Origin of the sequence: Methylobacterium brachiatum, assembly GCF_900113845.1 — a bacterium.
In the GTDB taxonomy this organism is placed as follows: Bacteria; Pseudomonadota; Alphaproteobacteria; order Rhizobiales; family Beijerinckiaceae; genus Methylobacterium; species Methylobacterium brachiatum.
This window is the reverse complement of record NZ_FOQW01000003.1, coordinates 233902-255618: the sequence shown is the minus strand read 5'-3', so window position 1 is coordinate 255618 and position 21717 is coordinate 233902. Positions and strand designations below refer to the sequence as shown.

General features: G+C 71.4%; 17 protein-coding genes. 6 read left to right on the top strand and 11 right to left on the bottom strand.

Features of this window, described 5'->3' with window-relative positions:
* The first annotated feature begins 20 nt into the window (after nucleotides 1-20).
* Both BMZ47_RS03375 and BMZ47_RS03370 read left to right on the top strand, forming a co-directional pair.
* Entirely contained in the window at nucleotides 21-203 is a 183-nt protein-coding gene (locus BMZ47_RS03375) for a hypothetical protein (RefSeq protein WP_091858635.1), read from the top strand.
* Nucleotides 204-388: 185 nt separating this feature from the next.
* Entirely contained in the window at nucleotides 389-1309 is a 921-nt protein-coding gene (locus BMZ47_RS03370) for an MBL fold metallo-hydrolase (RefSeq protein WP_091858978.1), read from the top strand.
* Between the two features lie 11 nt (nucleotides 1310-1320).
* On the opposite strand, the gene BMZ47_RS03365 is transcribed toward BMZ47_RS03370, so the two are convergent.
* A complete protein-coding gene (locus BMZ47_RS03365; protein WP_007568848.1) occupies nucleotides 1321-2100 on the bottom strand; it encodes a DUF1499 domain-containing protein in 780 nt (259 codons plus the stop codon).
* A gap of 65 nt (nucleotides 2101-2165) precedes the next feature.
* Nucleotides 2166-3968 (bottom strand): AsmA family protein, encoded by a 1803-nt coding sequence (locus BMZ47_RS03360; RefSeq protein WP_091858975.1) that lies wholly within the window; start codon nucleotides 3966-3968, stop codon nucleotides 2166-2168.
* Between the two features lie 314 nt (nucleotides 3969-4282).
* Between BMZ47_RS03360 and BMZ47_RS03355 the strand changes: the two genes are divergently transcribed.
* Nucleotides 4283-5023: a CoA transferase subunit A gene (locus BMZ47_RS03355; protein WP_007568844.1), complete on the top strand. Its 741-nt coding sequence runs from the start codon at nucleotides 4283-4285 to the stop codon at nucleotides 5021-5023.
* Between the two features lie 21 nt (nucleotides 5024-5044).
* A complete protein-coding gene (locus BMZ47_RS03350) occupies nucleotides 5045-5707 on the top strand; it encodes a CoA transferase subunit B (RefSeq protein WP_007568842.1) in 663 nt (220 codons plus the stop codon).
* A gap of 66 nt (nucleotides 5708-5773) precedes the next feature.
* Here BMZ47_RS03350 and BMZ47_RS03345 read toward each other — a convergent pair whose 3' ends face one another.
* The 4 genes from BMZ47_RS03345 to BMZ47_RS03330 form a co-directional block, all read right to left on the bottom strand.
* A complete protein-coding gene (locus tag BMZ47_RS03345) occupies nucleotides 5774-7471 on the bottom strand; it encodes a methyl-accepting chemotaxis protein (RefSeq protein WP_091858632.1) in 1698 nt (565 codons plus the stop codon).
* A 437-nt stretch (nucleotides 7472-7908) separates the two neighbouring features.
* Entirely contained in the window at nucleotides 7909-8595 is a 687-nt protein-coding gene (locus BMZ47_RS03340) for a metal ABC transporter permease (RefSeq protein WP_091858629.1), read from the bottom strand.
* A gap of 180 nt (nucleotides 8596-8775) precedes the next feature.
* A complete protein-coding gene (acnA, locus tag BMZ47_RS03335; RefSeq protein WP_007568836.1) occupies nucleotides 8776-11475 on the bottom strand; it encodes an aconitate hydratase AcnA in 2700 nt (899 codons plus the stop codon).
* A gap of 310 nt (nucleotides 11476-11785) precedes the next feature.
* A complete protein-coding gene (locus BMZ47_RS03330; RefSeq protein WP_091858971.1) occupies nucleotides 11786-12610 on the bottom strand; it encodes a CDC27 family protein in 825 nt (274 codons plus the stop codon).
* A 129-nt stretch (nucleotides 12611-12739) separates the two neighbouring features.
* On the opposite strand from BMZ47_RS03330, the gene BMZ47_RS03325 reads away from it, so the two are divergent.
* Nucleotides 12740-14140 carry a leucyl aminopeptidase family protein gene (locus tag BMZ47_RS03325; RefSeq protein ID WP_091858625.1) on the top strand — a complete coding sequence of 467 codons (1401 nt, stop codon included), beginning with the start codon at nucleotides 12740-12742 and terminating at the stop codon, nucleotides 14138-14140.
* 10 nt (nucleotides 14141-14150) lie between these two features.
* Here the strand turns inward: BMZ47_RS03325 and chrA are convergent, their stop codons facing one another.
* The 4 genes from chrA to BMZ47_RS03305 form a co-directional block, all read right to left on the bottom strand.
* Complete coding sequence (chrA, locus tag BMZ47_RS03320) at nucleotides 14151-15515, bottom strand: chromate efflux transporter (protein ID WP_091858622.1); 1365 nt, start codon at nucleotides 15513-15515, stop codon at nucleotides 14151-14153.
* A complete protein-coding gene (locus BMZ47_RS03315; RefSeq protein ID WP_007568828.1) occupies nucleotides 15512-16684 on the bottom strand; it encodes a M20 aminoacylase family protein in 1173 nt (390 codons plus the stop codon). The genes chrA and BMZ47_RS03315 overlap by 4 nt, the downstream gene beginning before the upstream one ends.
* Nucleotides 16685-16748: 64 nt before the next feature.
* Nucleotides 16749-17240 (bottom strand): Cu(I)-responsive transcriptional regulator, encoded by a 492-nt coding sequence (gene cueR / locus BMZ47_RS03310; protein WP_091858619.1) that lies wholly within the window; start codon nucleotides 17238-17240, stop codon nucleotides 16749-16751.
* Nucleotides 17237-19738, bottom strand: a complete 2502-nt coding sequence (locus BMZ47_RS03305) for a heavy metal translocating P-type ATPase (protein ID WP_091858616.1) — start codon at nucleotides 19736-19738, stop codon at nucleotides 17237-17239. Before BMZ47_RS03305 ends, cueR begins: the two co-directional genes overlap by 4 nt.
* A 111-nt stretch (nucleotides 19739-19849) precedes the next feature.
* Here BMZ47_RS03305 and BMZ47_RS03300 point away from each other — a divergent pair, with 111 nt between their 5' ends.
* Entirely contained in the window at nucleotides 19850-20452 is a 603-nt protein-coding gene (locus BMZ47_RS03300) for a glutathione S-transferase family protein (protein ID WP_091858613.1), read from the top strand.
* Here BMZ47_RS03300 and BMZ47_RS03295 read toward each other — a convergent pair.
* Nucleotides 20443-21708: an ATP-binding protein gene (locus BMZ47_RS03295; protein WP_091858609.1), complete on the bottom strand. Its 1266-nt coding sequence runs from the start codon at nucleotides 21706-21708 to the stop codon at nucleotides 20443-20445. The genes BMZ47_RS03300 and BMZ47_RS03295 overlap by 10 nt on opposite strands.
* Nucleotides 21709-21717 lie beyond the last annotated feature (9 nt).

Below are 21717 nucleotides of genomic sequence, written 5' to 3'. Positions count from 1 at the left end.
GGTCCGAACCGGGATCCGCGATGCTGCAAGCTGCAAAGAGAGCCGTTCGATCCAAGGTCGCCGCCCTGGCGACACGCGTGACGGAGATCGTCGATGGGGCTGCCGATGCGGCGCGGGCGGCGGCCCTCGGCCTCGGCGTCATGCCGGCCCCCGTGCCGGTGCCTGTCCGCGTCCGCGCCGGCCGGTCCCACCGGGCCGGTTGATTCGCGACGCGACGAGGGACGCGGGGGCTGACCGCCCACCGGCTGGGACTCAGCCCACACCCGTGGGACGATGGGCTGAGCCCCGAGACCGCGGCGCGTTCAACGGAGCCGTCTAAAGTTCGGCCCCGTTTGCACCGCGGTCGGACGCGGCTTTAGAACCACCCCCGGACAGGGACGGGGTGGTGATGGCGGGTGAGGACGAGAGCAAGCCGACCTTCGATCGGTCGCTGCCCGAGAGCGGGCATATGGAGCAGGTCGCACCGCTGATCCGGCGGCGAATTGCTCCGAATGGCGGGCCGTTCACGGCGACAGGCACCTGCACCTATGTGGTCGGCCACGGGCGCGTCGCCATCATCGATCCCGGCCCGGACGAATCCAACCATATCGACGCTTTGCTCGCAGACCTCGGCGACGAACAGGTCGAGGTCATCGTGGTGACCCACACGCATCGGGACCATTCGCCCGGGGCGCGTCTCCTGGCGGCCCGGACCGGCGCGTCGATCGTCGGTTGCGGCCCGCATCGGGCGGCCCGGGCCCTCGCGGAGGGCGAGGCCCCGATGTTGGATGCCAGTTCCGACCAAGCCCACGCCCCGGCGCGCGTGATGGCGGAGGGCGAGACCGTCTCGGGTCCGGGATGGACGCTCGTGGCGGTCGAGACCCCCGGCCATACGATGAATCACCTCGCCTTCGCGTTGCCGGAGGGCGAGGCGCTGTTCTCGGGCGACCACGTGATGGCCTGGAACACGACGATCGTCGCCCCCCCGGACGGCGAGATGCGGGCCTACATGGCCTCGCTCGAGAAGCTGCGCGGGCGCAGCGAGACGATGTACTGGCCGGGACATGGCGGCCCGGTCCGCGAGCCCGCGCGCCTCGTCCGCTGCCTCCTCGGCCATCGCCGTCAGCGGGAGGCGGCGATCCGCGCTCGGCTGGCCGCCGGGGATTCACGCATTCCGGAGGTCGTCGCGGCGATCTACCAGGGGCTCGACCCGCGGCTGCGGGGCGCCGCCGCTCTGTCGGTGTTCGCCCATCTGGAAGATCTCGTCGGGCGCGGGCTCGTGGCCTGCGATGGGCCGCCGCGCCTCGACAGCGCCTACGCCCCGGCCTGACCGGCGCTCGCCTACTTCACCGCCAGCGCGAGGTTGGCGACGTCGTCGAGATAGGCGCGGATGCGGTCGGCATTGCTGCCGAAATCCCGGCCCCCGATCCGCGAGGCCGAGCGCACGTCGATCCGGGCGCCGTCGGCCCGGGGGCGGATCCGCACGGTCACGTCGTCGGGCAGATTGAGGATGAGGCCGCGGGCCACGGCTTCGATCCGGCCATTGCCGGTGCGTCCCCCCGGACGGATCGCCTCGACGATCTGCCAATGCCGGTTGAGCGCCGCCTTGCGCGCCAACTCGAACGCCTCGTCGGCGCCGATATCGAGGGTGAGGGGCGCGATCTGCGGATAGGCGCCGCGCTGGCGCTCGCGGATCGCGGGGCCCGGATCCGGCGGGTAGCGCCCGCCCCGCGCCGCGAAGGCGGCCCGCGAGCGCGAGAAGGCCGGCGGGTTGTCGATGTCGGTGGTGATGTCCGACAGGGCCGGCAGGCGTAGGCCGCGCAGGCCGAGATAGGCCGGGTAGCCCAGCAGGAGGAGCGCCAGAAGCAATCCGGCTAGCGCCGCCCCCAGTCCCCGCGCGCCCTCGCGCCAGACATGCACGAACGCGAAAACCGCCGCGACCGCCGCGGCCAGGGCGACGCAGAGCCCGGCCGCGAGCGCGACCAGCGCCGCGTCGGTATCCGCGCGCGGGTCGCGGACCACGATCAGAGCGAGCCCCGTGGCGATGATGGCGAACACCGCGAGCTGCCGCGACAGCGGCCCGGCACGGGTGATCGGTTCCTCAAGTGGCAGGCGGCGCATGGGGGTCACGAACAGGTTTGAAGCCGGAGCTTAAAAGCGGGCACGAACGGACGCCATCACCGGCGTCACGGCGCGTAGGCGCGGGCGTTACCGCTCAGCCCGAGCACGGCGGGAACCTTGAACGGGTCGGGCAGCATCGCCTCGCCCTGGGGCACGACCTGCGCGGTCGGCGCATCCCATGGACCCGAGACCTCGAACAGGAGCCCGCGGGACGGATCGGCCGCTGCGCGGAGCGCCAGATCGCCCCGGGCCTCGATCCGCCGCGTCGGCAGCGAGACCCGACCTTGCAGGCTGGCCCCGACGCTCGGCCCCCGCAGGCCCGATTCGGCGAATTCACCGACCCCGTCGGCGAAGCGGAGCGTGATCGCGGCGCGCTCGAAGGCGGTCCGGCCGTTGCGGCGCGCGAGCGCTCCGGCGGGGACGACGCCGTTGCGGTGAACGAGCTCGGCCAAATCGAGACCCGCGATCGCACCACCGTCGACCGACAGCGTCGCGCGACCGCCGAGATGGGCGAGCAGGCCGGCGCTGTCGCGGGCGCTGCCCTCGAGGGAGAACTGCCCCTGCAGCGGGCCGCTCATCCAGCGCCCGGTCCCGATCTCGCCCAGCAGGGTGCTGAGATCGACCCGATCGAGGCTGCCCTGCACCCGCACCTCGGTCTCGGCCGGATCCGCACCGCTCGCCAGGGTGACGCGCCCCTTGAGCGTGCCGTCCTGAAGGCGCGCGCGGTTCACCGCCACTTCCACGGCGGCATCCCGGACTAGGATGCTGGCGGCCAGGTCCTGGACCTGAACCAGCCCGACCCGGCCCTCGGCCGCCGACAGGCGCAGATCGAGATCGCCCCTGGTCAGTGGCGCCAGCGCCAGGGGCGTCGGCTCCGCCTCGAACAGCTTGACCAGATCGCCCATCAGCGGCGCCAGGTTGAGCGTCTCGGCCGCCAGGGTCGCCTGGACCGAGAGGCGCTGCGGGGTGCCCGGACCGAGGGCCACGGCACCGGCCCCCTCCAGAACGTCGTCGCCGAGGCCGACCCGCAGGCTCGGCCAGGACACGGATTTGTCCGACGTCTCGAAACGTCCGTCGAGCGAGAAGGCGCCGGCGAGCGATGCGAGCGGTGCGTCGCGCCCGAGCCAGGCCAGGGTTTCCGGGAGCGCGCGGCTCTCGAACCGGGCTCGCCCGGCCAGGGCCGGCATTGTGCTTCCATCCGGCGGAGGTCCCGCCGTCCCGTCGAGCGCGAGGCTGCCATCCGGCCAGGTCACCCAAGCCGTGAACGGTGTGCGCAGCCCCTGTGCGATGTAGGCCGGCAGAAGATGGGTCAGCGCCACCCGCATCGGCACGCCCCGCCAGGTCAGGCTGGCATGGGCCTCGGCGGAGGCGCTCCAGAACGGCCAGGCGAGGTCGATTGCGATATCCCGCGCGTCCGCGCCCCCGTCGATGCGGGCCCCGCTCAGGGCGATCCAGCGCGGACGCTGCGTCAGACCCGAGCGCATGCGGCCGGCCAGCTGCGTGAGCGGCTCGCGCCAGGCGGCGGCATCCGCGGACAGGCGTGCATCCTCCAGCCGGAGCCCGCCCAGATCCGCCCGCCCGACCAGCAACCCGAGCGGATCGAGGTCGATGGTCAAGCGGCCACCCTCCGCAAGGGTCGGCCCGTTGGGTCCGGCGGCAAGGCGCACCTGGCCGAGGGTCAGGCGCGGCAGGGGCAGGAGTCGGAGTTGAGCGGTCCCCTGCGTGGTCAGCGCGAGTCCGTAATCGTCCAGCGCATGGGCCGCGAAACGCGTCGCCCGGCGGCCATCGACCGACCAGTCCTGAAGGCCGAGGCCCGCGAGGATGAGGCCCGCGAGGGCGAGAGCGAGGATTGGGCGGCGCGGCGACATCATGCTCCGGATGGGCGAGCCGCAGATGCGGCCGAAGGCCGGGTGCGGCGCCAGCCCCCTCAAGCCGTCGCGGCCCGGTAGGGTCTGCTCGTCGAATTCATCTCATAGCGCGCTCAGGCCGCCTTGTCTGCGGGGCTCCGGCGCTGCGGTCGGGCTCTCCCCAGGGCGGCGCGGGTTACGGATCGCCCCGGACACCATGTGGGCGGGGGATCGCGGTACTGGATTTCGGTCGCGGAATCGGGGACAGCAAGCCCGAGGAAACGCGCTTCCCAAGATTTCGGCCGGGCCAGACCGGGCGGGAAAAGGACGGTTCGATGAAGAAGGTCTACACGGATCCCACCGCGGCCTTGGCCGGCCTGCTGCGCGACGACATGATGGTGATGTGCGGCGGCTTCGGCCTCTGCGGCATCCCCGACGAGCTGATCGAGGCGGTGCGCGCTTCGGGGGTCAAGGGCCTGACCATCGTCTCGAACAATGCCGGCATCGACGGCGTCGGCCTCGGCAAGCTCCTGGACACGCGACAGGTGCGCAAGATGATCTCGTCCTATGTCGGCGAGAACAAGGAGTTCGCCCGGCAGTATCTCGGGGGCGAGCTGGAGATCGAGTTCAACCCGCAGGGGACGCTCGCCGAGCGCATCCGCGCGGGCGGCGCCGGCATTCCGGCCTTCTTCACCAAGACCGGCGTCGGCACCAAGGTCGCCGAGGGCAAGGAGGTGCGGGAGTTCGACGGCGAACAATACGTGATGGAGCGCGGCCTGTTTGCCGACCTCGCGATCGTGCACGCCCATACCGGCGATACCGAGGGCAACCTCCGCTACCGGATGACCGCCCGCAACTTCAACCCGATGATGGCGACGGCCGCCACGATGACGGTGGCGCAGGTCGAGCATCTCGTGCAGCCGGGCGAGATCGACCCGGACACGATCCACACGCCCGGGATCTTCGTGAAGCGGATCATCGAGGTCGGCGTGCGCGAGAAGCGGATCGAGCAGCGCACCACGCGCAAGCGCTCCGAGACCACGCCGGCGGCCGCCGCCGGCGGCGGCACGCACTGATCGAGGGAAGGGAGTAGAACGATGGCCTGGACCCGCGAGCAGATGGCGGCGCGCGCCGCCAAGGAGCTGGAAGACGGCTTCTACGTGAACCTCGGTATCGGCATCCCGACGCTGGTGTCGAACTACATCCCCGAGGGCATGTCGGTGCAGCTGCAATCCGAGAACGGCATGCTCGGCATGGGCCCCTTCCCGTACGAGGGCGAGGAGGACCCGGACCTGATCAACGCCGGCAAGCAGACGATCACGGCCCTGCCGACGACCAGCTACTTCTCCTCGGCGGATTCCTTCGGGATGATCCGGGGCGGGCACATCAACCTGTCGATCCTGGGGGCGATGCAGGTGGCCGGAAACGGCGACCTCGCCAACTGGATGATCCCCGGCAAGATGGTGAAGGGGATGGGCGGCGCGATGGACCTCGTCGCCGGCGTGAAGCGCGTCATCGTCGTGATGGAGCACGTCGCCAAGAACAAGGACGGCACCGAGAGCCCCAAGCTGCTCAAGGCCTGCGACCTGCCGCTGACCGGGACCCGGGTGGTCGATCTGGTGATCACCGACCTCGGCGTCTTCGAGATCGACAAGAAGGGCGACGGCGGCATGAAGCTGATCGAGCTCGCCGACGGCGTCTCCGAGGCGGAGATCCGCAAGAAGACCGAGGCGGATTACACCGTCGCGCTCGCAGCCTGATCGCGCATCATCCCGGGAGCCGACATCCGGCTTCCGGGATGACCCGGCCGATCGGTCGGGGCCGCCTCAGGCGGCCCGGATGCCATTGAGGAAGCGGGCCACCTCGGCATTCAGGAGCCCGGACTGGTCCGAGAGCGCCGCGGCCGCCCCCAGAACCTGGGCGGCGGCGGCCCCGGTCGCCTCGGACGCCTCCGCGACCCCGACGATATTGCTCGTGACCTCGCCGGTGCCGGAGGCGGCCTGGGCGACGTTGCGCACGATCTCCTGGGTCGCCGCGCCCTGCTCCTCGACCGCCGCCGCGATACTGGCGGTCACCCCGTCGATCTCGCCGATCCGGTTGGTGATCCCCCCGATGGCCGCCACGGCGTTCTCGGTCACCGCCCGGATCGCGCCGATCTGACCGGTGATCTCGTCCGTGACACGGGCGGTCTGGCCGGCGAGTTCCTTCACCTCCGAGGCGACGACGGCGAAGCCGCGCCCCGCCTCCCCGGCCCGGGCCGCCTCGATGGTGGCGTTCAGGGCCAGAAGGTTGGTCTGGCTGGCGATGTTGGCGATCAACCCGACCATCTCACCGATCTTGGCCGATGTCTGGTTCAGGGCCTGCACGAGCTGGGTCGTCTCGCCGGCCTCCTGGGCCGCCGTCCGGGTCAGCGCGGCCGATCCGGTGACCTGGCGGCCGATCTCCCGGACCGAGGTGCCGAGTTCCTCGGCGGCTGCGGCAACCGTCTGGACATTGGCGGCGGCTTCCTCCGCCGCCGCCGCGACGGTCGCGGCCTGCATCGCCGCGATGCTGGCGGTATCGGTCATGCCCTGGGCGGCTGTCTGCAGCTCGACCGCCGAGCTCGACACGGCGCCGACGATGCCGACCATGGCCTGCTCGAAGCTGTCGGCCAGTTCGGCCCGGGCGCGCCTGCGCTCGGCCGAGGCCGCGGCATCGGCCCGGCGCCGCATCTCGGCCTGCTCGGCCGCCTCCGCGGCGACCATGCGCTTGATCCCCTCGACCGCGCGCCCGACGGCGCCGATCTCATCGCCGCGGGCGGCCTCGGCGATCTCGCTGTCGATCTCGCCGTGCCCCATGCGCTCGAGGGTCCGGACCAGGCGTTTGAGCGGCGCCGTCACGCCGAGGACGACGACGGCGACGCCCGCCCCGATGGCGGCGACGAGCCCGCTGGACGCCGCCGCGACCAGCGTCAGGGTCGCGCGGGCCGCGGATTGCTCGGACGCGTCGCGCTCCCGCTGCAGTTCGGCCGTCAGCACGTCGATCCGCGCCTGGGCCAGCTCCCAGAGCTTCGCACGCAGCGGATTGCCGTCGCTCAGCAGGATGTCGCGGCCGAGTTCGCTGTTGCCCTCCTCCGCGCTGGCGATGACCCGGTCGATGACCGCCCCGAGCGCCGTCAGGGTCTGACTCAGCTCCGCGTTGGCCGCGCGCCGCTCGGGCGTGTCGGCGAGCTTTCCGAGGGTGTCGATCTGGCCGAAGGCATGCGCCTTTGCCTGCTTGATGCGCGTCTCGTATCCCGCCAGCTGCGAGTCCCGCGTCTCGAGGACGAGGTTCCGGGCCTGGACGGACATCTCGCTGACATCGATCTGGAGACCGAGGATCAGCGCGAGCCGCTTGGCCTGCACGTCGATGATGTGACGCGTCTGCTCCGACTGCGCGATCAGGCTCGCACGGGCGTAGAGAATGAATCCACCGGCGGCGAGAGCGACGATCAGAAGCGGGATCGCAAGTTTCACGAGAATTTTTGCGTCACGCAAGAACTTCATCGCGCCGGCCCCGCATCGTGCAAGCTAGATCCCTGATCCTCCAGCTTGACCACGGAAACATCAACGGCGAAAGCCCTGTGCGCTACCCTGCCAGCAAACCATACAGGCACAGACCAATTTAGCATCAAGATAAATTGGTTGTATATATTATTAAAATGAGACATAATATACTATAAAAAGCAAAATAGTCCGCAAATTTACCTTCCTCACGCGCGATATATCCCGCTTGTTCGGACCGTTGCAGAACTCGACCCGATTCTGCGGCCTGCGCGAAGCGCCCGATCATGCCGAGGATTTGTGCACGTGCGTGCGTCGTCCTCGCGGACAGAGCAGGATGGCGGGCCCAACCCCGGGCTCCGGACGCGAAAACACAGGCTTCGCGAAGGCGGCCACGCCCCGGGAACGGCCCTGCCGACCCCGGGGCGCACGTCCAAACCTTACATCGGCGGGGTGAGGCCGTCCTTGCCGACCGCCACGAGCTTGCCCTCGGCCTTGGCGCCGTCCTTGGCGACGACGGCGAAGACCTTGGAGCCGGGGGCCAGAATCGTCTTATCGGCCGGCTCGAAGGCGACGATCGGCGCCGAGGACGGCACCACGATCTCCTTGGACCCGTCCTTGCCGTAGCTCACCGTCAGGGTGCGGGCGCCGCCGGCGGCGCTCGCATCGGCCTTCACGGTGCCGTTGGTCATCGCGCTCTTCACCTTGGGGGCGTTGGCGGTCTCGGCCTTCACGGTGCCGTTGGTCATGGCACTCTTCACCTTCGAGCCGGCGCCGCCGGTCTGGTCGGTGATCGCGTCCCAGCCGTAATGGCCCTCGCCGGTGCCGCGCATCGACTCGGGGAAGAGCACGACTTCGAGGGCGGTCATCGGGTTCTCGCCCTTGGTGGCGGTGCCGATGAAGACGCCGTCCTTGATCTGGTCGAGGCTCGACGGAACCACCCAGGCGAACTTAGCGCCGCCGACATCGACGGTCTCGGACTTGCCGTCCTCGGTCTTGATCGTGAGCGTGCTGCCCTCGGCCTTGTCGATCGTGCCGCGGACGCGCTCGACCTGCGCGGCGAAGGCTGCGCTCGACAGCAGAGCTGTCAGTCCGGCGGCGGCGAGGGTCTTGCTGAGATGCTTCATCGGGTTCCGGTCCTGCTTCGGGAGCCGGGTTATGGGGCGCCGCGGGCGCGAAACAAGGTTGTGCGCAAGACAATCCCGTCAGGATGCGCAGCCTGACGCCGCGCATGAAAAAGGCGGCGCCGGATCGGCGCCGCCTCGATACGGTTCAGGCGACCCTGCGGGGGTCGCCTGGCCGAGGGTTCAGGCCGCGAGCGAGCGCAGCACGTAGGGCAGGATGCCGCCGTTGCGGAAGTATTCCAGCTCGTCGAGCGTATCGATCCGGCAGGTGAGCGGCACCTCCTTCTTCGACCCGTCCGACGCGGTGATCTCCGCGATCAGGGTCTGGCGCGGCTTCAGCTCGCCGGACAGCCCCCTGATGGTGACGGTCTCGTCGCCCTTGAGGCCCAGGGACGCCCAGGACGTGTCGCCCTGGAAGACCAGCGGCACCACGCCCATGCCGACGAGGTTCGAGCGGTGGATACGCTCGAAGCTCTCGGCGACCACGGCCCGGATGCCCAGGAGCTTGGTGCCCTTGGCTGCCCAGTCGCGCGAGGAACCGGTGCCGTATTCCTTGCCGGCGAAGACGACGAGCGGGGTACCCTGCGCGGCGTATTTCTGCGCCGCGTCGTAGATGAACATCTTCTCACCCGACGGCTGGAACAGCGTCCAGCCACCCTCGACCACGTTGCCGGACGGGTCCCGGACCATCTGGTTCTTGATGCGGATATTGGCGAAGGTGCCCCGCATCATTACCTCGTGGTTGCCGCGCCGCGTGCCGTACTGGTTGAAATCCTGCACGCGGACCTGGTGCGCCTGCAGGTACTCGCCGGCCGGCGAGGCCGCCCGGATGTTGCCCGCGGGCGAGATGTGGTCGGTGGTGATCGAGTCGAGGAAGAGCCCGAGGATTCGGGCGTTCTCGATGTCCTCCACGGGCTTGGGCGTCTTCTCCATGCCGACGAAGTACGGGGGGTTCTGCACGTAGGTGGAGCCGGGGTTCCACGCGAAGGTCTCGGCCTCGGTGACCTCGACGTTCTTCCAGTTCTCGTCGCCGCCGAACACGTCGGCGTAGCGGCGCTTGAACAGCTCCGAGGTGATGTTCTCCTCGATGAACTGCTGGACCTCCGCCGAGGACGGCCAGATGTCCCGGAGGTAGACCGGCTTGCCGTCGGAGCCCTGGCCCAGCGGCTCGGTGGTGATGTCGATCTGCATCGAGCCGGCCAGCGCGTAGGCCACGACCAAAGGCGGCGAGGCGAGGTAGTTCGCCCGCACGTCGGGGTTCACCCGGCCCTCGAAGTTGCGGTTGCCCGAGAGCACCGCGGCGGCCACGACGTCGTTGTCGTTGATCGCCTTGGAGATCGCCTCCGGCAGCGGGCCGGAATTGCCGATGCAGGTGGTGCAGCCGAAGCCGACGAGGTTGAAGCCCAGCGCGTCGAGGGGCTCCTGAAGGCCGGACTTCTCGAGATACTCGCCGACGACCTGCGAGCCGGGGGCCAGCGAGGTCTTCACCCAGGGCTTCGAGCGCAGGCCCTTGGCCACGGCGTTGCGGGCGAGCAGGCCCGCGCCGATCATCACCGACGGGTTCGAGGTGTTGGTGCAGCTGGTGATCGCCGCGATCACCACGTCGCCGTGGCCGATGTCGAAATTCGTGCCCTCGACCGGGTAGCGGCTGGCGAGATCGGCGGCCTTCTTGAACTCGGTCTCCATCGAGGTCGCGAAGCCGGGCTTGGCGGCATCGAGCAGAACCCGGTCCTGTGGGCGCTTCGGGCCGGCGAGCGAGGGGCGGACCTCGCCCATGTCGAGATGCAGCGTGTCGGTGAAGACCGGGTCGGGCGTCTTGGCGTCGCGCCACATGCCCTGCGCCTTGGCGTAGGCCTCCACCAGGGCGATCCGGTCGTCGGAGCGGCCGGTGACCTTCAGGAAGTCGATGGTCCGCTGGTCGATCGGGAAGAAGCCGCAGGTGGCGCCGTATTCCGGGGCCATGTTGGAGATGGTGGCCCGGTCGGCGACCGCCATGTCGTCGAGGCCGGGGCCGTAGAACTCCACGAACTTGCCGACCACGCCCTTCTTGCGCAGCATCTGCGTGACGGTGAGCACGAGATCGGTGGCGGTGGTGCCCTCGGGCAGCTTGCCGGAGAGCTTGAAGCCCACGACCTCGGGGATCAGCATCGAGAGCGGCTGGCCGAGCATGGCCGCCTCGGCCTCGATGCCGCCGACGCCCCAGCCCAGCACCGCCATGCCGTTGACCATGGTGGTGTGCGAGTCGGTGCCGACCAGCGAATCGGGATAGGCGACCTCGGTCCCGTCCTCGGACTTCGTCCAGACGGTCTGGGCCAGGTATTCCAGGTTCACCTGGTGGCAGATGCCGGTGCCCGGGGGGACCACCGAGAAGTTGTCGAAGGCCGACTGGCCCCACTTCAGGAAGGTGTAGCGCTCGCCGTTGCGCGAGTATTCCAGGGCAACGTTGTCGGCGAGCGCCTTCGGGGTGCCGAACTCGTCGACGATCACCGAGTGGTCGATGACGAGATCGACCGGCACCAGCGGGTTGATCTTCTGCGGGTCGCCGCCGAGCGCCACCATGGCGTCGCGCATGGCCGCCAGATCGACCACGGCCGGGACGCCGGTGAAGTCCTGCATCAGCACGCGGGCGGGCCGGAACGCGATCTCGACCTCGGCCTTGCCCTTCTCGGCGAGCCAGCCGACCGTCGCCTCGATGTCGGCCTTGCGGACCGAGCGATCATCCTCGAAGCGCAGCAGGTTCTCCAGCAGGACCTTCATCGAGAAGGGCAGCGCGGTGGCGGAGGCGAGGCCGTTCTTCTCGGCCTCGGGGATCGAATAATAGGTGTAGGTCTTGCCGCCGGCTTCGAGCGTCTGGCGGGCCTTGAAGCTGTCGAGTGATGGCACGGCTGGTTCTATCCTCGCTGCGGGTTGTCGAACACGCGCAGGCAAGACCTGCGCTACGAAGTCTGTGTTCGGCCTGTGTAGCGCCCGACGGGCGCGCGCCGCCCCGGGAGTGCCCGGGCAGGACGATGCGCGGGGGCGATTTGGACGCCCGTGGAGCCGCGCGGCGCAGCCAGGAAGCGATATAGAACTTTTCGAATCTGGCCGCTACCGGGTTGCGATGACAGCCGCGCGGCCCTGTCGGGCCTGCTGGGATGCCTCGATGGCGCGGTGCATCCTGAGACGCGGACGGAGCGCGTCGGCGCCTCTGTCATCAGCCCTGCTGCGGCGCGCCCGGCAGCGTCTTGAAGCGATTCGGCTGGGCGGCGAGCTTGCGCAGGGACGCGACGTTGGTCGCGGCCTCCTCCGGGCTCATGTCCCGGCGCAGAATCGCTTCGGCATCGGCGAATCGACCCTTGAGGCCGAGCACGAGGGCGAGGTTCGCCCGGACGCGCGCATCGGCGCCGGGCTGGTCGGCCGCGAGCCGCAAGGTCTGCTCGGCCTGATCGAGGTTGCGCGACAGGGCGTAGGACAGGCCGAGATTCGACAGCAGCGAGGGCTCGTTCGGCCGGATCTTCAGCGCGGCCTCGTAGAAGCTCTGCGCCCGGGCCTGCTCGCCGAGCTGCGCGGAGGCCGAGCCCTGGGCCGACAGGATCCGCCAATCGGGCGAGGCCGGGGAATGGGCGTTGGCGAGCACGTCGATCGCCTCGCGGTAGCGGCCGGCCTCGACCAGCGACTTGCCGTAGGCGCCGAGGATGAACGTGTCGCGCGGGTTGCGCAGGGCCGCCTGCTGCAGCACCGCGGAGGCCTGGGCAGCCTGATCGTTCACCCGCAGGGCGCGGGCATACGCGATGGCCGCCCGCCCGTCGCCGGGATTGGCGTTGAACCGCTCGGCCAGGGCCTCGAGATCCTGGCGCGAGGGCGCGTCCTGGCGCGCGGCCGTCTGGCGCCCGCCCAGATCGCCGATCGAGCCGGTGGTCTCGGGCGAGCGGGTGTTGCAGCCGGCAAGACCCAGCGCCGTGAGGGCCGCGGCGGCGAGGCCTGCCCGGCGGACGTTGGAAGCCAGGGTTCGGGAGACCCGGATCGGGGCCGTCTTCATGATGCGCTCCGCCGGCACAGGCCGGGCGGGCTCTGGCTCGCGCTTCACGCTCCCGGCCGGCCGGTGATAGAGCGTTAACCCTAACCACCGGTTAAGCCGCTGCCGGCCCGACCGCCCCACGAGAGGCACATGACCCAGGCCGACGCTTCCGCGACGCATCCCGCCCTTCTGCCCGGCGACACGCCCGCCGTGCCGGTCACCCTCGTGACGACGGCGTCCTGGTCCGAGGCCGAGGCCGCCCTGGACCCGGCCCACAGCAGCTTCGCCCGTTCGCTCGGCTTCAAGCCGAAGGCCGGGAGCCTCGCATTGCTGCCGGGCCCGGACGGCAATCTCGCCCGGGTGCTGTTCGGCCTCGGCGATACCGCGGCGCCGGCCTATGACCGCCTGATCGCCGGGAAGCTGCCGGGCCTGCTGCCGGACGGAAACTTCCGCCTGGAGAACGCCCCCGACCCCGCCGAGGCCGCGCTGGCCTGGCTGATGGGGAGCTACCGCTTCGGCCGCTACCGCTCCGCCGGCGGCACGAAGGCGCGCCTGGTGGCGCCCGCTGGGATCGACAGCGACGAGATCGGGCGGATCGCCGCCGCGGTCGCGATGGGCCGCGACCTGATCAACACCCCCGCCAACGATCTCGGACCGGCCGAGATCGAGGCTGCGGCCCGGGCCCTGGCCGAGCGCCATGGCGCCGCGATCGCGGTGACGCAGGGCGACGCGCTGGCCCGGGAATTCCCTCTGGTCCACGCGGTCGGCGCCGCTTCGCCGCGGGCGCCGCGCCTGATCGACCTGAGCTGGGGGCCGGAAGAAGCGCCGCGCGTGACCCTGGTCGGCAAGGGCGTCGCCTTCGACACCGGCGGGCTCGACATCAAGCCCTCCTCCGCCATGCTGCTGATGAAGAAGGATATGGGCGGCGCCGCGGTGGCGCTGGCCGCCGCCGACATGATCATGGGCGCCGGCCTCAGGATCCGCCTGCGCGTGCTGATCCCGGCAGTGGAGAACGCGGTCTCCGGCAACGCCTTCCGTCCCAGCGACGTGCTGCCCAGCCGGGCGGGGCTCAGCGTCGAGATCGGCAACACCGACGCCGAAGGCCGGCTGATCCTCGCCGACGCGCTGGCGCTCGCCGACGCGGAGGGGCCCGAGCTGATCCTCGACTTCTCGACGCTGACGGGCGCGGCCCGGGTGGCGCTCGGTCCCGATCTCCCGGCGTTCTTCACCGAGGACGAGGGCCTGGCCGCCTCCGTCGCGGAGGCCGGGCGGACGGCGATCGACCCGATCTGGCGGATGCCGCTGCACGCCCCCTACGCGAGCCTGCTCGACTCCAAGGTGGCGGACCTCAACAACGTGTCCGGGGGCCCGTTCGCCGGCGCGATCACCGCGGCGCTGTTCCTGCGCCGCTTCGCGCCCAAGACGAAGGCGCACGGCCATTTCGACCTCTACGGCTGGAATCCCTCGACCAAGCCGGCCCGGCCGGAGGGCGGCGAGGTCCAGACCGCGCGCCTGACCTACGCACTGCTCAAGGCCCGCTACGGGACCTGAGCGGCGCCCGTCAGGCCAGGCCCGACAGCCGCAGCAGCATCCCGGCCCCGGCGCAGAGCGCCAGGGTCGGCAGCGCCCCGAGATTCAGCCGGAAGACCGCCAGGACCGCCAGCAGCGTCAGCACGAGGGCGGCGGGATCGAGGCTCGCGAGCACGGGCACGTCCAGGCGCAGCGGCCCCAGCGGCACCGTCCGAACCGCGCCGAACAGCGTCCGCAGCCCGAACCAGACCGCGAGGTTGAGGATCACGCCCGCCACCGCGGCGGTGATCGCCGACAGGGCCCCGGCGAGCAGCCGGCTGCCGCGCAGACGCCCGATCAGCGGCGCTCCGGCGAAGATCCAGAGGAAGCAGGGCGCGAAGGTGACCCAGGTGGTGAGCAGGCCGGCCAGCGTTCCGGCCAGCAGCGGCGGCAGGGTGCCGGGCGCCCGGTAGCCGGCCAGGAAGCCGACGAACTGGAGCACCATGATCAGTGGCCCGGGCGTCGTCTCAGCGAGCCCCAGCCCGTCGAGCATCTCGCCCGGCCGCAGCCAGCCGTAATGCTCCACCGCCTGCTGGGCGACATAGGCGAGCGCCGCGTAGGCGCCCCCGAAGGTCACCACCGCCATCTTCGAGAAGAACAGCGCGACCTGCCCGAAGACCGGGGCCGGGCCGGGCAGAACCAGCAGCGCCACCACCGGCAGGAGCCAGATCGCCAGCCAGAGGGCGCCGACGCGCAGCGAATCCGCCGGCCCCGCGCGCTCCCGCGGCAGCATCGCCTCGCCGATCAGGAATCCGGCCTCGCCAGACGCCGCGGCCTCCGCGGGGGTCGGAGCCGGCGCGGGCTTCCGCCCCAGCACGAGGCCGAGCACGCCCGCCACCACGACGACCAGGGGGAAGGGTACGGCGAGGGCGAAGATCGCCACGAAGGCGGCGCCCGCGATGAGGCGGTCCGTCCGCCCACGCAAGGCCCGGCCGCCGAGGCGCCAGAGCGCGTGCAGCACGATGGCGAGCACCGCTGCCTTGAGCCCGAAGAACAGGCCGGCGACCAGATCGATCGTGCCGTACAGGACGTAGAGCCAGCTCAGGCCCATCAGGGCCAGGAGCCCGGGCATCACGAACAGCCCGCCCGCGACCAGGCCACCGGCGGGCCCGTGCATCAGCCAGCCGATATAGGTGGCGAGTTGCTGCGCCTCCGGGCCGGGCAAAAGCGTGCAGAAGCCGAGCCCGTGCAGGAAGCGCCGCTCGGAGATCCAGCGTCGCTCCTCCACGAGGATCCGGTGCATCACGGCGATCTGGCCGGCCGGCCCGCCGAAGGACAGCGCCGCAACCCGCAGCCAGACCGGGACGGCCTGTCTCAGGGTCGGATTCGGAAGGCCGGGGGCGCCCGCCGGGCTCACGCCGTCAGGGGCAGCGCCGTCTCGATCAGACGCGCCCACAGCGAAGCCCCGTACGGGGTCGCGGCGTCGTTGAAGTCGTAATGAGGGTGGTGGAGCGAGGCACTGTCGCCGTTACCGATGAACATGTAGGCGCCGGGGCGGCGGCCGAGCATGTAGGAGAAGTCCTCCGCCGTCATCATCGGCGCGACGGTCCGGTCGACATTCTCCGGCCCGACCAGCGCCTCGGCCACGCCGGCCATGAAGTCCGTCTCGGCCGGGTGATTCTCGGTCACCGGATAGCTCGAGCCGTATTCCACGACGCCCTTCGCGCCGAAGCCGCCGGCGATCTCCGCCACCAGGGTCTCGATCCGCGCCTTGATCTGGCTGCGCACCGCCTGGGACAAAGTCCGCATGGTGCCGCGCATGGTGACGCTCTGCGGCAGCACGTTGAACGCCTCGCCGGCATCGAGCGCGCAGACCGAGACGACGGCCGATTCCAGCGGATGGAGGTTGCGCGACACGATGCTCTGCAGGGCGATGATCACGTGGCTCGCCACCAGCACGCTGTCGACGGCGTTCTGCGGCAGGGCCGCATGGCCGCCCCGACCCTCGATCGTGATGGTGAAACGGTCGGTCGAGGCCATGATCGGCCCCGGACGGATCGCGAAGGTGCCCACCGCCATCCCGGGGATGTTGTGCATCCCGTAGACCGATTCGATCCCGAACCGCTCCATCAGGCCGTCCTCGACCATCGCCTCGCCGCCGCCACCGCCCTCCTCGGCGGGCTGGAAGATCAGCACCGCGGCGCCGTCGAAATCCCGGGTCTCGGCGAGGTACTTGGCCGCCCCGAGCAGCATCGTGGTGTGCCCGTCGTGGCCGCAGGCGTGCATCTTGCCCGGCACCGTGGAGCGGTAGGGCAGGTCCCGGACCTCCTGGATCGGCAGGGCGTCCATGTCGGCACGCAGCCCGATGGCGCGGTTCGAGTTCCGGCCGTTGCCGCGGATCACCCCGACCACGCCGGTCCGGCCGATGCCGGTCTCCACCGAATCGCAGCCGAAGTCGCGGAGCCGATCGGCCACGAACCCCGCGGTCCGCTCCACGTCGTAGAGCAGCTCCGGGTGGGCGTGCAGATCGTGCCGCCACGCCTTCATCGTGTCGGCGAAATCGCGGATCCGTTCGAGGACGGGCATGAGTCCGGGCTTTCGTGGCCTTCAGGTCGGTGCCGGACCAGCAAAGCCGGGGCCAGTCGCGCCGTCAACGGCCACGCTTGTCGCGCCGGTGGGCCGAGCGGGGCCCCAGAGCCGCCAAGGGCGAGGTTTGCCGGCGCGGCGCAGGCGGCCTGTCCTCCGTCGCGAGGTCGTCGAGAATCGGGCATTCGGGCCGGTCGTCGCCGCAGCAGCTCTCGGCCAGGCGCTCCAGGGTCCGGGCCATGCCCTCCAGCTCGGTGATGCGGCGACGCAGATCCGCGATCTGTTCCTCGGCGATCGCCTTCACGCCAGCACTGGGCCGGGCGCGGTCGCGCCAGAGCGCGAGCAAATCCGCGATGGCCTCGACGCTGAAGCCGAGGTCGCGGGCACGGCGGACGAACCGCAGGGTGTGCAGATCCGCCTCGTCATAGTGGCGGTAGCCCGATTCGGAGCGGGTCGCCTGCGGCAGCAGGCCGGTCGCCTCGTACCAGCGGATCATCTTGGCCGAGACGCCCGTGCGCCGCGCCGCCTCGCCGATCGTGATGGCTCCCTCGCTCATGCGGCCCTCGGCGCCAGCGCCGGCTGCTCGGCGGGTAAGGGCCGCCCGCCGGCCCGGCGCAGCCGCAGGGCATTCCCGAGCACGAAGACGCTCGAGAAGGCCATCGCGCCGGCGGCCAGCACCGGCGACAGGGCCGGGCCGCCGAACGGCACCAGCAGCCCCGCGGCCACCGGGATCAGCGCGGCGTTGTAGGCGAAGGCCCAGAACAGGTTCTGCCGGATGTTGGCCATCACCGCCCGGGACAGGGCCAGCGCCTCCACGAGCGCCTGCGGATCCCCCGACATCAGCACCACGTCGGCGCTCTCGACGGCGATGTCCGTGCCGGTGCCGATGGCCAGGCCGACACCCGCCTCCGCGAGGGCCGGGGCATCGTTGATGCCGTCGCCCACGTAGGCCACGGGCCCGTGCGCCGACCGGAAAGCCCTGACCGTCTCGACCTTGCCGCCGGGCAGGATCCCGGCCGCGACCTCGGCGATCCCGAGGCTCGTCGCGACCCCGGCAGCGGTGTGAGGGTCGTCGCCCGTCACCATCGCCACCACGAGGCCTTGCGCCCTCAGCGCGGCCACGGTCTCGCGGGCTCCGGCCTTCACCGGGTCGGCCACGGCCAGAAGGGCGGCATGGCGACCGTCGAGGGCGAGATGGATCGGGCTCTTGCCCGCGCGTGCGAGGCGCTCGGCCCGGGCCGTGAGGTCCGGGTCCCGAGCAATGCCGAGCCTGTCGAGATAGCGTGGCGCGCCGAGGGCGAGGCTCCGCCCGGCGACTTCGCCGGAGACGCCGAAACCGTCCAGGGCCTCGAAGTCGGCCGGATCGGCGATGGTGAGCCCCCGGGCCCGGGCCGCGGCCACGACGGCGCCGGCGAGCGGGTGCTCGGACCGGCTCTCGAGCCCGGCAGCCAGGGTCAGCACCGCGTCCTCCGTGAGGCCCGGCCCTGCCACGACATCCGTCACCCGCGGGCGGCCCTCGGTGAGGGTCCCGGTCTTGTCGAAGGCCACGACGCGCACGTCGCGCAGGCGCTGCAGCGCCGCGCCGTCGCGGAACAGGATGCCGCGACTCGCGGCGCGGCCGGTCCCGACCATGATGGCGGTGGGCGTGGCGAGCCCCATGGCGCAGGGGCAGGCGATGATCAGCACGGCCACGGCGTTGACCAGGGCCGGCCCGAGGGCGGGCGCCGGGGCGAGGACCAGCCAGCCCAGGAAGGTCGCGAGGGCGATCCCGATCACCGCCGGCACGAAGCGCCCGGTGACGCGATCGACCAGCGCCTGGATCGGCAGCTTGCCGCCCTGTGCCCGCTCGACCATGGCGGCGATCTGCGCGAGCACCGTGGCGGCGCCGACCGCATCGACCCGCAGGTCGAGGCTGCCGCGCCCGTTGAGGGTGCCGCCGACCATCCGGTCTCCCGGCCCCTTGCGCACGGGAACCGCCTCGCCCGTGACCATGCTCTCGTCGACGTGGCTCGTGCCGGACAGGACCGCGCCGTCCGCGGCGACCCGCTCCCCGGGCCGGACGCGGACCACGTCGCCGATGCGCAGCTCCGCCAGCCCCACCTCGACCTCGGTACCGTCGCGGACGACGCGGGCGGTCTTGGGCGCCAGATCCATCAGCCGGGCGATGGCCTGGCCGGTCCGGCCCCGGGCGCCGGCTTCCAGGGTTCGCCCGAGCAGGATCAGCGTGACGATCAGCACGCTGGCCTCGAAATAGAGATGCGCGGCACCTGCGGGCAGCAGGCCCGGCGCCAGGGCCGAGACCAGCGAATAGAGGTAGGCGGCCCCGGCCCCGAGGGCGACGAGGGCGTTCATGTCCGGGTGGCCGCGCAGCAGCCCCGGTACGCCGCGCAGGAAGAAGCGCCGCCCGGGCCAGGCGAGGACCAGGGTGGCCAGGGCGGCCTGGACCAGGGCCGTGACCGAGCCACCATGGAGCTGCGGCAGGATGTGGCCGCCCATATCGAGGACGACCACGGGGGCGGAGAGCAACGCCGCCGCGATGGCGTCGCGCCGCAGGGCTCGGCCCTCGGCCTCCTGCCGGGCCGCAGGGTCGATCCGCGGCCCGTCATCGAGCAGGCGCGCCTCGTAGCCGGCCGCCTCCACCGCCGCGACGAGATCGGAGGTCGCCACCAGCCCCTCCGGATGGCGGATCGCGGCCTGGCCGGTGACGAGGTTGACGCTGGCGCCGCTCACGCCCGGCACGGCTGCGAGCGCGCGCTCGACCCGGCCGACGCAGGAGGCGCAGGACATCCCCTCGACGGCGATCACGCTCTGCGTCTCCGGGACCGGGTAGCCGGCCTCGGCCAGCGCCGCGGCGGCGTCGGCCGGGCGCGCGCCACCGTCGAGGACGAGGCTGGCGCGGTGGGTGGCGAGGTTGACCGCCACGTCCCGGGCGCCGGGCAGGGCTTTAAGGGCGCGCTCGACGCGGCCGACGCAGGACGCGCAGGACATCCCCTCGACGGGGAAGCTCAAGGAGACGTGTTCGGGCACGGGGGCGGTTCCGATCGGGGCATCCATGCCGGCTCAGATGGGGCTTCCCATGATGGGAAGGTCAAGGGCCAGCCGAATCGCATTGCCAAATCGCGACGCGCCCGACAGATTTCCTGCGCACCACGCGCGAGAGATCCGATGACGGAACCCCTGACCCTTTACGGCGATCCCGGCTCCGGGAATTGCCTCAAGGTCAAATGGGTGGCCGATCATCTCGGCATTCCCTCGGTCTGGCGCACCGTCGATGTGCCGGGCGGCGGGACGCGGGAACCGGCCTTCCTGGCGCTGAACCCCGCCGGCCGGGTCCCGCTCCTGGTGTTTCCCGATGGCGAGACGCTGTCGGAATCGAACGCGATCATCCTCCATCTCGCGGAAGGCTCGGGCCTCATTCCCGAGGCGGCGCGCGCCCGCGCCCGCATGCTGCAATGGATGTTCTGGGAGCAGTACAGCCACGAGCCCTACATCGCGGTCCGCCGCTACCAGCTCCATTACCTGAAGCGGGCGCCGGACACGCTCGATCCGAGGCTCGCGGAACGCGGCGCGGACGCCCTTCGGCTGATGCAGGGGACGCTCGAACGCTCCGCCTTCATGGTCGGCGACGCGCTGACGCTCGCCGACGTGGCCCTGGTCGCCTACACGCGCATGGCCCACGAGGGCGGCTTCGACCTGGCGCCCTACCCGGCCCTCCGCCCCTGGATCACCCGCGTGGAGACGGCGCTCGGGATCGGCCCCTACGTCTGATCGGCCGCGCGCGGCAGCTCGGCGGTGGCGCCGTATTCCGGCAGGCTGACGCGCACGGTGGTCCCCTGCCCGACCGTGCTCTCGATCGCGAGGCGGCCGCGGTGGCGGTTGAGGCTGTGCTTGACGATGGCGAGGCCGAGGCCCGTGCCGCCCCGGGCGCGGCTCGAGGCCACGTCGACCCGGTAAAAGCGCTCGGTCAGGCGCGGGATGTGCTCGGGCGGGATGCCGGGGCCGTCATCCGTCACGGACAGGACGATCCGGCGCCCGAGCCGGGGATCCTCTTCCCGGGACAGGGCGACGCCGACATGGCCGCCCCCGTATTTCACGGCGTTCTCGATCAGGTTCTCGATCACCCGGGCGAGCTCGTCGGCATCGCCGGGGACCGGATACGGCCCGGCCCCGTCCTCGAACTGCACCGTGGCGCCCCGCGCCTCGGCGGGCGGCCCCTGCGCGTCGACCATCTGGCGGGCGAGCGCTCCGAGATCGACCACGGTGGTGGGCGCGACGTGCTCGCGCAGCTCGATCCGCGACAGCGACAGCAGGTCGTCGATCAGCCGGGTCATGCGCAGGGCCTGGACGCGCATGATCTCCAGGAACCGCTCGCGGGCCTGCGCATCCTCGCGGGCCGGCCCCTGCAGGGTCTCGATGAAGCCGATCAGCGTGGCGAGCGGGGTGCGCAGCTCGTGGCTGGCATTGGCCACGAAATCGACCCGCATCGCCTCCAGGCGCCGGGCCGAGGTCAGGTCGCGCAGGAACAGCACGGCGCTCACCCCCGATCCGTCCGGCATCGGCAGGGCGCCGATCTGGACCTCGAAGGTCCGCTCCAGGGGCACCCGGGTCGCCAGGGGAACGCGGCGGGGCATGCCCGAGCTGAGGACCGCTTCGACCCCGTCGAGGACTTCCGGGCTGCGCAGAGCGAAGGACAGGGGCCGCGCCTGATGCAGGGCCGGCAGGAGCGCCCGGGCCGCCGGGTTGGCCTCCACCACGAGGGTGCGGCGGTCCACCAGGATGACCGGGTCGGGAACGTGGGCGAGGAGCGCCTCGGCGATCGCGTGGCGCTGGGCGGTCGCCGCCGGTCGCGGGCGCGGCGCCTCCTGGCCGCGGCCGCCGAGCCAGCCGCCGATGCAGACGGCACCGAGGCCGACGAGGATCAGCGGGAGTTCGAGACGGCCGGAGAGTGCCACGGCGATGCCGAACAGGCCGACCGCGATCGCGGCGCCCATCCAGGATTGGGAACTGCGCGGACGGTCGGACATGGTCGAGGG

Coding starts and splice junctions, on each gene's coding strand:
- BMZ47_RS03375 (WP_091858635.1), top strand. CDS start 21: ATGCTGCAAGCTGCAAAGAGAGCCGTTCGATCCAAGGTCGCCGCCCTG.
- BMZ47_RS03370 (WP_091858978.1), top strand. CDS start 389: ATGGCGGGTGAGGACGAGAGCAAGCCGACCTTCGATCGGTCGCTGCCC.
- BMZ47_RS03365 (WP_007568848.1), bottom strand. CDS start 2,100: ATGCGCCGCCTGCCACTTGAGGAACCGATCACCCGTGCCGGGCCGCTG.
- BMZ47_RS03360 (WP_091858975.1), bottom strand. CDS start 3,968: ATGTCGCCGCGCCGCCCAATCCTCGCTCTCGCCCTCGCGGGCCTCATC.
- BMZ47_RS03355 (WP_007568844.1), top strand. CDS start 4,283: ATGAAGAAGGTCTACACGGATCCCACCGCGGCCTTGGCCGGCCTGCTG.
- BMZ47_RS03350 (WP_007568842.1), top strand. CDS start 5,045: ATGGCCTGGACCCGCGAGCAGATGGCGGCGCGCGCCGCCAAGGAGCTG.
- BMZ47_RS03345 (WP_091858632.1), bottom strand. CDS start 7,471: ATGAAGTTCTTGCGTGACGCAAAAATTCTCGTGAAACTTGCGATCCCG.
- BMZ47_RS03340 (WP_091858629.1), bottom strand. CDS start 8,595: ATGAAGCATCTCAGCAAGACCCTCGCCGCCGCCGGACTGACAGCTCTG.
- BMZ47_RS03330 (WP_091858971.1), bottom strand. CDS start 12,610: ATGAAGACGGCCCCGATCCGGGTCTCCCGAACCCTGGCTTCCAACGTC.
- BMZ47_RS03325 (WP_091858625.1), top strand. CDS start 12,740: ATGACCCAGGCCGACGCTTCCGCGACGCATCCCGCCCTTCTGCCCGGC.
- BMZ47_RS03315 (WP_007568828.1), bottom strand. CDS start 16,684: ATGCCCGTCCTCGAACGGATCCGCGATTTCGCCGACACGATGAAGGCG.
- cueR (WP_091858619.1), bottom strand. CDS start 17,240: ATGAGCGAGGGAGCCATCACGATCGGCGAGGCGGCGCGGCGCACGGGC.
- BMZ47_RS03305 (WP_091858616.1), bottom strand. CDS start 19,738: ATGGATGCCCCGATCGGAACCGCCCCCGTGCCCGAACACGTCTCCTTG.
- BMZ47_RS03300 (WP_091858613.1), top strand. CDS start 19,850: ATGACGGAACCCCTGACCCTTTACGGCGATCCCGGCTCCGGGAATTGC.
- BMZ47_RS03295 (WP_091858609.1), bottom strand. CDS start 21,708: ATGTCCGACCGTCCGCGCAGTTCCCAATCCTGGATGGGCGCCGCGATC.